This window comes from Chelativorans sp. M5D2P16, assembly GCF_034427935.1.
Taxonomy (GTDB): domain Bacteria; phylum Pseudomonadota; class Alphaproteobacteria; order Rhizobiales; family Rhizobiaceae; genus Chelativorans.
In genome coordinates this window covers 144,732-156,769 of sequence record NZ_JAXQNM010000036.1, presented here as the reverse complement: position 1 = coordinate 156,769, position 12,038 = coordinate 144,732, and the positions used below count along the sequence as shown (strand labels likewise).

The window sequence follows — 12,038 nt, the reverse complement described above, 5'->3', positions numbered from 1 at the left end:
GTTGCTGACGATCCTCTTCGTTGCTCTTTTCGGCATGATCGTCCTCGGCATTCCCGTGGCGATCGCGCTTGCCGGCGCCTCGGCGATCTTCATCTTTCTGGACGGGCGCATTCCCGACATGGTGGTCGTCCACCGCATGGTGAACGGCGTCGATTCATTCCCGCTCCTGGCCGTCCCCTTCTTCATCCTCGCCGGCAATCTCATGAACACCTCGGGCATCACCGAGCGCATCTTCGACTTCGCCAAGGCGATCGTGGGGTGGATGCGCGGCGGTCTGGGCCACGTGAACATCGGCGCCTCGGTGATCTTCGCCGGCATGTCCGGCGCGGCGGTTGCCGATGCGGGCGGCCTCGGCGCCATCGAGATCAAGGCCATGCGCGACGCCAAATACGATCCCGGCTTTGCCGTTGGCATCACCGCGGCGTCCTCGACCATCGGCCCCATCATCCCGCCGTCCCTGCCCATGGTGATCTACGGCGTGGTCGCGGGCGCCTCGATCGGCCAGCTCTTCGCCGCCGGTCTCATACCCGGGCTGCTGATGGCCTTCGCCCTGATGATCATGGTCGCGTGGTACGCGGTCAAGCGCAACTACCCGCGCGACCAGGCCTTCCGCTTCTCGGTCCTGTGGATCACCTTCCGGCGTGCCTTCCTGTCGCTGCTCACGCCGATCATCATCGTCGGCGGCATTCTGTCCGGCGCCTTCACGCCGACCGAAGCCGCGATCGCCGCCTGCGTGTGGGCGCTGTTCCTTGGCCTCGTGGTCTATCGCACATTGTCCTGGCGGCGGTTCCTGCGAGTTTCCTTCGACACCATCGAGACCACGGCGGTGGTGCTCTTCATTGTCGCTGCGGCCTCCATATTCGCATGGATCCTCACGTCGAACCGCGTTCCGGAGCACTTTGCTTCGCTGATCCTCGGTTTCTCGGAAAGCCCCGTCGTCGTGCTGCTGCTCATCAATCTGATCCTGTTCGCCGTCGGCTGCTTCATGGAAACCGTGGCGGCGATCACGATCCTGGTGCCGGTGCTCCTGCCGATTGCGCTGAAGATGGACGTCGACCCCGTGCATTTCGGCGTTATCATGGTGCTCAATCTGATGATCGGCCTCTTGACGCCGCCGGTGGGCATGGTGCTTTACGTGCTTTCGCGCGTCTCGAAGGTGCCTTTCGAGCGCTGTATGGCGGCCACCATGCCATTCCTGGTGCCGTTGTTCGTGGTGTTGATGCTGGTCACCTTCGTGCCGGCCTTGACCATGTGGCTGCCGACGCTGTTTTACCGCTAGAGAACCCGAATGATGGCGGCTGGCGGACCGCCGGAGACGAGACATGATGATGGACAGCCGGCCGCCTTTCCTGCGGCTCAGCCAGAATGACAATATCGCGGTCGCCGCGCGCAAGATCGAGGAGGGCGCGCCCCTGGCCGACGCCGTGCACGCGCTCGAACGTATCCCTTTCGGCCACAAGGTGGCGCTCGAGCCGGTGGAATCGGGGCAGGCGGTGCGCAAGTTCGGCCAGGTGATCGGCTTCGCCAGCAAAGCGATCCGGCCGGGCGAATGGGTGCACGAGCACAATCTGGAGATGGGCGAATTCGAGCGCGACTACCGCTTCTGCCAGGACGCCCAGCCGGTCAACGTGCTGCCTGTGGCCGAGCAGGCGACCTTCCAGGGATACCGCCGTGCGAACGGTCGCGTCGGAACGCGGAACTATATCGGGATTCTCACCAGCGTGAACTGCTCCGCCTCGGTCGCCCGCTTTATCGCCGAGGCGGCCATGCGTTCGGGCATGCTCGACGATTTCCCCAATGTCGACGGCGTCGTCTCCTTTACCCACGGAACGGGTTGCGGGCTCGCATCCTCGGGCGAGGGGTTCGACCTGTTGAAGCGCACCCAGTGGGGCTATGCCAGCAATCCGAACCTCGGCGGCGTGCTGATGGTCGGGCTCGGCTGCGAGGTCTTCCAGATCGCCCGCCTCAAGGAACTTTACGGGCTGGAGGAAAGCGACACCTTCCGCTCCATGACGATCCAGGATACCGGCGGCACGCGCCGCACCATCGAGGCGGGTCTGGAGCGCGTGCGCGAGATGCTGCCCGTGGTCGGCGCCCACAAGCGCGAGACGGTGCCGGCCTCCGAGATCACCCTTGCGCTGCAATGCGGCGGCTCCGACGGCTATTCGGGCATCACCGCCAATCCGGCGCTGGGCCTCGCCGCCGACATGCTGGTGCGCAACGGCGGCACGGCGGTGCTTGCCGAAACGCCGGAGATCTATGGTGCCGAACATCTGTTGACCCGCCGCGCTATCAGCCGTGAGGTCGGCGAGAAGCTGATTGAGCGCATTCACTGGTGGGAGGACTACACCGCCCGCCACAAGGGCGAGATGAACAACAATCCCTCGCCGGGCAACAAGCTGGGTGGTTTGACGACCATCCTGGAGAAGTCACTGGGTGCGGCCGCGAAGGGCGGCTCAACCCCGCTTGCCGCCGTCTACGAATATGCCGAACGGGTATCAGAGAAGGGCTTCGTCTTCATGGACACGCCCGGCTACGATCCAGTCTCCGTGACGGGGCAGGTGGCCGGCGGCTGCAATGTCGTCTGCTTCACGACCGGCCGTGGCTCCGCCTATGGCTGCAAGCCCTCGCCGTCGATCAAGCTGGCCACCAACTCCGCCATGTACGAGCGCATGGCCGAGGACATGGACGTCAATTGCGGCGATATTCTCGACGGTGTCACCCTGGAGGAGAAGGGCCGCCAGATCTTCGATGAGGTGCTGGCCGTCGCCTCCGGCAAGCGCACCAAGTCCGAGCAGCTCGGCTACGGCGACAACGAGTTCGTGCCGTGGCAGATCGGCGCGGTGATGTAACGGTTCTACAACGGCCAAAAGAACAGGATCGCCGGAACGCCGACGACGATGATGATGATCTCCAGCGGCAGCCCCATGCGCCAGTAGTCGCCGAAGCGGTAGCCGCCGGGGCCCATGATGATCGTGTTGTTCTTGTGCCCGATCGGGGTGAGGAACGCGCAGGAGGCGGCGACCGCCACGCCCATCAGAAAGGGATCGGGCGAGACGTCGAGCGCCCGGGCGACCGATAGCCCGACCGGGGCTGCGATCAGGGACGTGGCCACGTTGTTGAGGAAATCGGACAGCGTCATGGTGACGACCATGAGGATCGCCAGGATAGCCCACGGCGGCAGCGTGCCCGCCTGGGCGACCAGCCCCTCGGCGATGAGCCGCGTGCCGCCCGATTCCTCCAGCGCCAGACCGAGCGGAATGAGCGAGCCCAGAAGCACGATCACCGGCCATTCGACCGCCTCGTAGACCTCGCGCGCGCCGATCACGTTGAACAGCGTGTAGATGATGACCGTCGCGGCAAGCGCTATCGAGAGCGGCACGAGTCCGATCACGGCGGCTGCCACCGCGGCGGCGAAGACGCCGATCGTGAGAAACGCCTTTCCGCGCTGGATCACGTTATGGCTCTTCTCCGCCAGCGGCAGCACACCCAGCCACTCGGCGGCGTCCGCCACGCGGCTTTCCGGCCCCAGGAGCAGCACCATGTCGCCCGGTTTGATCGGCAGGTTGCGCACGCGTTCGCGGAAACGCCGGCCCTGGCGCGATACGCCGAGCAGCGCCACGCCGCGGCGATAGAGCAGACGCAGGTCCAGCGCCGTACGGCCGACCATGCGGGCGTTGTCCGGCACGATGGCCTCGACCAGCTTCAGCGATTTTCCCGTCAGGCTTTCGCTTTTGCCGGAGCCGGGCGTGCGCAGCTTCGCCGCGCCGATAAAGGCTTCGACGGATTGCGGATCGCCCTCGATAACGATGAGATCGCTCTTGCGCACCTCCTCGCCGGCGGCGAATCCGGGCAGTCGCTTGCCGCGGCGCACCAGACCGAGCACGGAGACGTCGTGTTTGTCGGCAAGCGGATAAAGCGCGCCGAGCGGCTTGCCGATTGCCTCCGAATCTTCCTTCACCCTGGCCTCGACCACGAACAGCGCCGGCTCGCCGCTTTCCCCGATGGTGGCCGCCGCGTCGGGCTTCGGAATAAGACGCCAGCCGATCGTCGTGACGAAGGTGATGCCCGCGAGCGCACAGACGAGCCCGACGGGGGAGAAGTCGAACATGGAGTATGGCTCCCCCAGCGCGCGTTCGCGGAACTGGGCGACGACGATGTTGGGCGGCGTGCCGATGAGTGTGATCATGCCGCCGAGGATCGTGGCGAAGGAGAGCGGCATCAGCGAGGCGGAGACGGCCCGTTTCGCCTTTTTGGCGGCCTCCAGATCGAGCGACATCAGCATGACCAGTGCTGCAACGTTGTTGATGATGGCCGAAAGCGCAGCACCAACCACCGACATGATGCCGATATGGGTGGGGAGCGACCGGTCCGTGGACAAGACGAGACGGGCGACGAGCTCGACCGCTCCGGCATTCACCATCGCCCGCGAGACGATGAGCACCAGGGCGATGATGATGACCGCCTCGTGCCCGAAGCCCGCAAAGGCGTATTCCGCCGGCACCACCCCGCCGATCACTGCGATGATCAGCGCGGCAAAGGCCACCAGATCGTAGCGCACGCGCCCCCACAGAAGGAAGATGAAGACGACGCCGAGCAGGCTGAAGAGAAAGATCTGGTCGTAGGTCATGAGAAATGGCAGCGTTCGCAGACGAGGAGGGATCTTTTCAAATTGGCCTACCAGATACCATGTGCGGCATCCACCTTTCCGGTGGTAGGCGAGACAGGCGGCGCACGGCGCGTCGTTTCAAACCGCCCGTAGCGGCTTGCAATGTATCGATCCGCACTTATCCTTCGGGCGAGCACGGAAGGGCCGGTCTCGAGACGATCTACAGCGTGTCCCTGACAAAAATGGTGGGGTGGCGTTTTTAAATCGATTAGACTAAGAGGCTCTCGATAAGCTTGAAAGCGCAGCGGAGCGACAATGACCAGCCAGACGATTCCGGTCGAACCCTTCGACCTCGTGGTGTTCGGCGCCACGGGCGACCTTTCCGAGCGCAAGCTTCTCCCCGCGCTCTATCAGCGCGAGCGCGCCGGCCAGTTTTCGGAGCCTACCCGTATCATCGGTTCCTCCCGGTCCGAGCTCAGCGACAGCCAGTTCCGTGCCTTCGCAAAAGAGGCGATCGCCGCGCATGTGGCGAAGGCCCATGTCGACGAAGCCGAGCTCGCCCGTTTCCTGGAACGGCTCTTCTATGTGCCGACGGATGCCAAGTCGGGCAAGGGCTATGACGATCTGAAGAAGAAGATCGGCGACAGCAGCCATGTCCGCGCCTTTTATCTTGCCGTGGCGCCGGGCATATTCGGCGATATTGTCGACAATATCGACCGGCACGGTCTGGCGACGCCGACCGCGCGCATCATCGTGGAAAAGCCGATCGGCCGCAGCCTGGAGACGGCGCGGGAGGTCAACGAGACCATCGGCCGCGTTTTCGACGAGGCACGGATCTTCCGCATAGACCACTATCTCGGCAAGGAGACGGTGCAGAACCTGATGGTGCTGCGCTTTGCCAACGCGCTTTACGAGCCCTTGTGGAACTCCGCCCACGTGGACCATGTGCAGATCACGGTCGCCGAGTCCGTGGGAGTGGAAGGCCGCGCCGACTACTACGACAAGGCCGGAGCGCTGCGCGACATGGTGCAGAACCATATGCTGCAGCTTCTGTGTCTTATGGCCATGGAGGCGCCGGCCTCGCTGGATGCGGACGCCGTGCGCGACGAGAAGTTGAAAGTGCTGCGCGCGCTGAAGCCAATCGACCCGCCGGCGTCCGAGCGGGTGACCGTGCGCGGACAGTACCGCTCCGGTGCCTCCAACGGCGGGGCGGTCAAGGGCTATCTGGAGGAATTGACGGGCGGCGTGAGCGACACCGAGACGTTCGTGGCGATCAAGGCGGAGATTGAGAACTGGCGCTGGGCGGGCGTGCCGTTCTACCTGCGCACGGGCAAGCGGCTCGCCGCCCGCGTCTCCGAGATCGTCATCCAGTTCAAGCCGATCCCGCACTCGATCTTCGGCGAGCAGGCCGGCCGGGTTTTCGCCAACCAGCTCGTCATCCGCCTGCAGCCGGACGAGGGCGTCAAGCAGTGGATGATGATCAAGGATCCCGGCCCCGGCGGCATGCGCCTGCGACACGTGCCTCTGGACATGAGTTTTGCCGAGTCCTTCCGCGTGCGCAATCCGGACGCTTACGAGCGCCTGATCATGGACGTGATCCGCGGAAATCAGACGCTGTTCATGCGCCGCGACGAGGTGGAGGCGGCCTGGCGTTGGATCGATCCCATCGTCGCCGCCTGGGAGGAACGCACTCAGGGCGTGCAGGGCTATACGGCCGGCACCTGGGGCCCGTCGGCGGCCATTGCGCTCATCGAGCGCGACGGACGAACCTGGCACGAGAGTATATGAGCATGATCCCGAACTGGCAGGAATTCGCCTCCGGCCAGGATCTGGCGGAGGAACTGGCCGATACCGTGGCGCATAATCTGGCCGAGGCGATCTCGGCGCGCGGTACCGCCCTGATGGGGGTCTCCGGCGGCAGCACGCCGCCGCCCTTCTTCCGGGCCCTTTCCCGCCGCAAGCTCGATTGGGCCCGCGTGACCGTCACGCTTGCCGACGAGCGTTTCGTGCCCACCGACTCGGAGCGTTCCAATGCGCGCCTGGTCGCCCGGCACCTTTTGCAGAACGAGGCGGCGCGAGCTGCTTTCGTCAACCTCTATCACGCGTGCGACAGCGTCGAGGAAGCCGCCGGACTGGCCGACCGAGCGGTGGGCACGCTGCCGCTTCCGTTCGACGTCCTGGTGCTGGGCATGGGAACGGACGGCCACACGGCATCGTTCTTTCCCGACGCCGAAAACCTTACGGAGCTGTTGACCCCTGCATCCGGGAGGTACGTGTTGCCGGTGCATGCGCCGGGCGCGGGCGAGCCGAGGCTGTCCCTCTCGATGCCCGTCGTTCGCCAGGCGCGCTTCATGGTGCTCCATATCGAGGGAGCGAAAAAGAAGGATGTGCTCGAGGCCGCTCTGGCGCAAGATGCCGGCCCGCTCCTGCCGGTCCGTGTTGTCCTCGACCACGCCGCCACGCCCGCCCAGATCTACTGGGCGCCGAAGGAGGATCGCAGAACATGACCGCGAAACGAGAGATCGAAGCCGTCACGGCACGCATCCGCGAGCGTTCGCGCGCCGGCCGCGAAGCCTATCTCGCCCGCCTCGACGAGGCGGCTGAGAAGGGCCCGCACCGGACGGTGCTTTCCTGCGGCAATCTCGCCCACGGTTTCGCCGCCTGCGGGCCGCATGACAAGGCGGCGCTCTCCGGCGACACGGTGCCGAACCTCGGTATCATCACCGCCTATAACGACATGCTCTCCGCGCATCAGCCCTACGGGCCGTACCCTGACATCATCAAGGAAGCGGCGCACGAGATCGGCGGGGTGGCGCAGGTGGCGGGCGGCGTGCCCGCCATGTGCGACGGCGTCACCCAGGGCCAGCCAGGCATGGAGCTGTCCCTTTTTTCGCGCGATGTCATTGCGCTGGCGGCCGCCGTCGGCCTCTCCCACAATATGTTCGATGCCGCCGTCTATCTCGGCATCTGCGACAAGATCGTGCCGGGGCTGATGGTGGCGGCGCTAAGCTTCGGCCATCTGCCCGCCGTCTTCATTCCCGCCGGCCCGATGACCAGCGGCCTTCCCAACGACGAGAAGGCCAAGGTGCGCCAGCTCTTTGCCGAAGGGAAGGTGGGGCGCGAGGCACTGCTGGAGGCCGAATCGAAATCCTACCACGGACCCGGTACCTGCACCTTCTACGGCACGGCGAACTCGAACCAGATGCTGATGGAGATCATGGGCCTGCACATGCCGGGCGCTTCCTTCGTCAATCCCAACACGCCATTGCGGGATGCGCTGACGAAGGAAGCGGCGAAGCGTGCCCTGGCGATCACCGCCCTCGGCAACGAGTTCACGCCGGTCGGCCGCATGATCGACGAGCGCTCGATCGTCAACGGGGTGGTCGGGCTGAACGCCACCGGCGGGTCCACCAACCACACGATCCACCTGATCGCCATCGCCGCCGCCGCCGGCATCAAGCTCACCTGGGCCGACATTGCCGAGATCTCTGCGAACGTGCCACTTCTGGCGCGCGTCTATCCGAACGGGCTTGCCGATGTGAACCATTTCCAGGCCGCCGGCGGGATCGGCTTCCTCGTCCGCGAACTGCTCGACGCGGGCCTGCTGCACGAGGACGTCCAGACGGTCTGGGGGCCGGGGCTCCGGGCCTATGCCGTCGAGGCAAGGCTCGGCGAGGACGGCACGGTGACGCGCACGCCGGCGCCGGAAAAAAGCGGTGACGAAAAGGTGCTGGCCCCCTTCGCCAAGGCGTTCCAGCCGACTGGTGGCATCCGCGTGCTGAAGGGCAATCTCGGCCAGGCCATCATCAAGACCTCCGCCGTGAAGGTCGAGCATCGCGTCGTCGAGGCGCCGGCCATTGTCTTCGCCGCCCAGGAGGACCTGCAGGCAGCCTTCAAGGCCGGCAAGCTCGATCGCGACTTCATCGCCGTCATCCGCTACCAGGGGCCGAAGGCCAACGGCATGCCGGAGCTGCACAAGCTCACGCCCTTGCTCGGCGTCCTGCAGGACCGGGGGTATCATGTCGCCCTGGTGACGGACGGACGCATGTCCGGCGCCTCGGGCAAGGTGCCGGCGGCGATCCACGTGACCCCCGAAGCGCTCGACGGCGGCGTCATCGGCAAGGTGCACGACGGCGACATGGTCCGGCTTGACGCCGAGGCCGGCACGCTGGAAGTGCTGGTCGCGGAAGAGGAGCTTTCGGCGCGAACGGTCGAGGAGGTCGATCTTTCGCACCGACACTTCGGGCTCGGCCGGGAGCTGTTTGCCGGTTTCCGCCAGCTCGCTGGCCGGGCCGATGCGGGAGCCGCCGTCTTCTGAAAAGTTACGGCGGAGCCGCCGCCGCTTCAGACGGCGGGAGACCGCAACGCCGTATTCTCGGCAAGCAGTGCGGCGATCAGGGCGATGTGGCGCCCTTGAAAGCGGGCGCCCGCCAGCTCGCTGGCGCTCGGTGCGCGATAACCACCGTCTTCGGCGCCCGCGAGCGTCGTCGCGCTGTAGGGCGTGCCGCCGGTGATCTGCTCCATCCGCTTCTGCCCGATGGCGTCAACGCGCGCTTGGGCTGGTGCGGTACCGGTTTTACAGGGAGGGCGGCACGCGGCCGTTGGCGCGGCAGGCCGAAACCAGCGTGTTGGCCATCAGCATGGCGATGGTCATCGGGCCGACGCCGCCCGGCACGGGCGTGATCGCGCCAGCGATCTTTTCCGCCTCGTCGAAGGCAACATCGCCGACCAGCCGCGTCTTGCCTTCGCCTTTTTCCGGTGCCGGGATGCGGTTGATGCCCACGTCGATCACCGTGGCGCCTTCCTTCACCCAGTCGCCGCGCACCATCTGCGGCCGGCCGACCGCCGCCACGAGAATGTCCGCCGAGCGGGCGACGGCGGGGAGGTCCTTTGTCCGGCTGTGCGCGATGGTGACGGTCGCGTTGGCCGCCAGAAGCAGATTGGCCATCGGCTTGCCGACGATGTTGGAGCGCCCGATCACGACCGCGTTCAGGCCGGAAAGATCCGTCCCGCGCACGCGTTTGAGGAGCAGCATCGCGCCCGCCGGGGTGCAGGGCACGAAGGCGCTGTCGAGCGTACCCGTCCCCAGCTTGCCGACATTGATGAAGTGAAATCCGTCGACGTCCTTCTCCGGCGCGATCGTCTGGATGACGCGGGCCGAATCGATGTGGTCTGGCAGGGGTAGTTGCACCAGGATCCCGTGAATGGCGGGGTCGGCGTTCAGCGCCTTCACGAGGGCGAGAAGCTCCGTCTCGGCCGTTTCCGCTGGCAGCGTGTGCTGCACGGAATGAAAGCCGCACTCCTTGGCCCTTTTCGACTTGGAGGCGACATAGACCTGGCTGGCCGGATCGTCACCGACAATAACCACGGCGAGGCCGGGCGTGATCCCCTCCTCGGTGAGCGCGACTGTTTCCGTCTTCACCTTTTCGACGACTTCCGCCGCCGCCGCCTTCCCGTCGATGAACTCAGCCATGCACCCCTCCTGTCTCGGATCGTTCTGCAATAGGCAGCAAAGCACCCTCGGGGCAATCCCGAATCTGCGCCGCATTCTGACGCATCTGCGAAGCTATCCGGCGCGGCGGGTACGCCTTTCGGCCAGCGCGTCGATCTCGTCCCGAAATGCCCGCAGGCTGTGGCGAAGGTCCTCGATGGAGACGGTGCCTTCTTCTTCCAAGCGGCCATGGGCGGGGTTGCTTGCCACGGGAAGGGGATGATGGTGGCCGGTATGGGTGGGCGAGGGCGGCATGGGATCGAAGCCGTCATCGCCGTAGCCTCTCTGGTCTTCTCCGTGCGCCCGCGCGGGACCGGGATCCGCCGCCGTCCCACCACGCCGCCGCTTGCCCGTGTTCTCGCGCAGGCTCGCGACCGCGCCCATGCCGGCGCCGAGGAGAATGCCGGCCAGGAAACCGAGGAAGGTTGCCGCCAGGACGATCGTCGTGCGGCTGATCCCGCTCGGCAGCAGGGGTGGCGTCGCCTCGGAGATGATCGCCACATTCGCGGTTTCGAGGTTGCGTTGCTGCCCCGTCTCGCGCGCGCGCAGCAGGAAGGATTCATAGACGGAGCGGCGGGCCGCGGCCTCGCGCTCCAGTTCGCGCAGGCCGACCTGCTGGTCCTCCAGTGCGTTTTTCTCGGCCTTCATCCGGGCAAGGCGCGCCGCCAGGTCCTGTTCCAATTCGACGGCGCGCCGAAGCTCGACCTGGATGGAAGCCGTCACGCGCCGCAATTCCGCGGAAATCGCCTGGCGCAGGCCGGCAAGCTCGGCCTGAACGGTTTGATTGTCGGGATGGCGCGGGCCGAGGCGGACCGCTGCGCGGTCAGCCTGTTGCTGCAGGACCGCATATTGCGAAAGCAGCTCCGTCATTACGGGCGAGGCGACCTGTTCGGGCAGGGCGCCGCCCAGCACCTGGTCGACGCCCAGTTCCCGCATCGAGGAGATGCGCGCATTCAGTTCCGCGGTGCGGCCACGCGCCGTCGAAAGCTGTTCGTTCAGGCGCACGATCACGTCATCGGACATGAGGCGCCCCTGGGCATCGAAGAGCCCATGCTCGGCTTTGAAATCGGCGACGGCCTGCTCGGCCCGCTCCACCTCGGCACGCAGCTCGTCGAGCTGACTGCTGATCTCGGTGTTGGCGCGGCCGGCCACGGCGGCCTGAAGCTCGTTGGATGTTTCCAGGTAGACCTCGGCCGTCGTGCCGGCGATCAGGGCCGATTTGTCGGGGTCCTGCGTGGTGACGCCGATGTGAATGATGAAGGTGCGCGGGTTGCGTTCCACATTCAGGCTCTCGGCCAGGTTCTGCACGGCAAGCGCATGCCGCAAGATATCGCTGCTCTCGCCGCCGTCGCCGAAGGGGAGGAGCGCACGCGGATTGGTGAGCTTGCCCAAAAGGCCGCCGCCCTGGCCGTTGAACTCCGGATCGTCGGCAAGCTCCAGCCTCTCCGCCACCTTCTTCAGCACCGACCCGGAGCGGATGATGCTCACCTGGTTTTCGATCAGCGCCAGCGTGGCGTCGGAGGGCAGCGCGCCGCCCGTCAGCTCGCGGTCCACGAGTTGCAGGCTGCGGGGATCGAACAGAAGTTCGGTCGCGGAATAGTATTCCTTCGGCGTGGCGAGCGCGACCATGACGCCGATCACGGCGCCCATGAGCGTCGTCAGCACGACGATCCGCCTGGCGCGCCAAATTCCGTCGACGACGCGCACCGGGTCGATCAGCGGGTTCCAGTAGGGACCGTCGTCGGTGCCATATGGGCCGGGCGGTACGGAACGGGTGCGCTGCGGATCCGGTTCGAGGACCGTTTGCCGGCCTAGCGCTGCCGGCGCGTCGCTGAGCAGGCGAGCCTTGGCGCGCCGCAAGAAGGCGCCCGGGCCGCGGGAGCGATCGTCACCCGAGCCTGCCTCCACGCTCCGCGCGTGCTGTGGTTCCCGAGCCGC

8 protein-coding genes and 1 pseudogene are annotated in these 12,038 nt (G+C 66.0%); 5 read left to right on the top strand and 4 right to left on the bottom strand.

The genetic code is table 11. The annotated features are described in order from the left end of the window. Positions 1 to 4 precede the first annotated feature (4 nt). Both SIN08_RS16805 and SIN08_RS16800 read left to right on the top strand, forming a co-directional pair. Positions 5 to 1,279, top strand: coding sequence for a TRAP transporter large permease (locus SIN08_RS16805; RefSeq protein WP_416208097.1), 1,275 nt, complete (start codon positions 5 to 7; stop codon positions 1,277 to 1,279). Between the two features lie 43 nt (positions 1,280 to 1,322). After that, positions 1,323 to 2,852, top strand: a complete 1,530-nt coding sequence (locus tag SIN08_RS16800) for a UxaA family hydrolase (protein WP_416208089.1) — start codon at positions 1,323 to 1,325, stop codon at positions 2,850 to 2,852. A gap of 5 nt (positions 2,853 to 2,857) precedes the next feature. On the opposite strand, the gene SIN08_RS16795 is transcribed toward SIN08_RS16800, so the two are convergent. Continuing rightward, positions 2,858 to 4,630, bottom strand: coding sequence for an SLC13 family permease (locus SIN08_RS16795; protein ID WP_322452749.1), 1,773 nt, complete (start codon positions 4,628 to 4,630; stop codon positions 2,858 to 2,860). A gap of 294 nt (positions 4,631 to 4,924) precedes the next feature. Here SIN08_RS16795 and zwf point away from each other — a divergent pair, with 294 nt between their 5' ends. The 3 genes from zwf to edd are packed head-to-tail and all read left to right on the top strand — an operon-like array spanning position 4,925 to position 8,927. Further along, positions 4,925 to 6,397, top strand: coding sequence for a glucose-6-phosphate dehydrogenase (gene zwf / locus SIN08_RS16790; RefSeq protein WP_322452748.1), 1,473 nt, complete (start codon positions 4,925 to 4,927; stop codon positions 6,395 to 6,397). Then, positions 6,394 to 7,116, top strand: a complete 723-nt coding sequence (gene pgl, locus SIN08_RS16785; RefSeq protein WP_322452747.1) for a 6-phosphogluconolactonase — start codon at positions 6,394 to 6,396, stop codon at positions 7,114 to 7,116. The genes zwf and pgl overlap by 4 nt, the downstream gene beginning before the upstream one ends. Beyond that, on the top strand, positions 7,113 to 8,927 hold the full coding sequence (gene edd / locus SIN08_RS16780; protein WP_322452746.1) for a phosphogluconate dehydratase: 1,815 nt from the start codon (positions 7,113 to 7,115) through the stop codon (positions 8,925 to 8,927). The genes pgl and edd overlap by 4 nt, the downstream gene beginning before the upstream one ends. 26 nt (positions 8,928 to 8,953) lie before the next feature. On the opposite strand, the pseudogene SIN08_RS16775 reads toward edd, so the two are convergent. From SIN08_RS16775 to SIN08_RS16765, 3 genes and pseudogenes are all read right to left on the bottom strand, one after another. Then, positions 8,954 to 9,145 (bottom strand): annotated as a pseudogene (locus tag SIN08_RS16775) (NAD(P)H:quinone oxidoreductase); the annotation flags it as partial. A gap of 40 nt (positions 9,146 to 9,185) precedes the next feature. Beyond that, positions 9,186 to 10,082 carry a bifunctional methylenetetrahydrofolate dehydrogenase/methenyltetrahydrofolate cyclohydrolase FolD gene (folD, locus tag SIN08_RS16770; RefSeq protein WP_322452745.1) on the bottom strand — a complete coding sequence of 299 codons (897 nt, stop codon included), beginning with the start codon at positions 10,080 to 10,082 and terminating at the stop codon, positions 9,186 to 9,188. Between the two features lie 93 nt (positions 10,083 to 10,175). Then, complete coding sequence (locus SIN08_RS16765) at positions 10,176 to 11,960, bottom strand: GumC family protein (RefSeq protein WP_322452744.1); 1,785 nt, start codon at positions 11,958 to 11,960, stop codon at positions 10,176 to 10,178. Positions 11,961 to 12,038: the final 78 nt, after the last annotated feature.

What these genes read in the sequence shown, in the direction of transcription:
- pgl (WP_322452747.1), top strand. Translation starts at nt 6,394, where the DNA reads ATGAGCATGATCCCGAACTGGCAGGAATTCGCCTCCGGCCAGGATCTG.
- SIN08_RS16795 (WP_322452749.1), bottom strand. Translation starts at nt 4,630, where the DNA reads ATGACCTACGACCAGATCTTTCTCTTCAGCCTGCTCGGCGTCGTCTTC.
- SIN08_RS16800 (WP_416208089.1), top strand. Translation starts at nt 1,323, where the DNA reads ATGATGATGGACAGCCGGCCGCCTTTCCTGCGGCTCAGCCAGAATGAC.
- zwf (WP_322452748.1), top strand. Translation starts at nt 4,925, where the DNA reads ATGACCAGCCAGACGATTCCGGTCGAACCCTTCGACCTCGTGGTGTTC.
- folD (WP_322452745.1), bottom strand. Translation starts at nt 10,082, where the DNA reads ATGGCTGAGTTCATCGACGGGAAGGCGGCGGCGGCGGAAGTCGTCGAA.
- edd (WP_322452746.1), top strand. Translation starts at nt 7,113, where the DNA reads ATGACCGCGAAACGAGAGATCGAAGCCGTCACGGCACGCATCCGCGAG.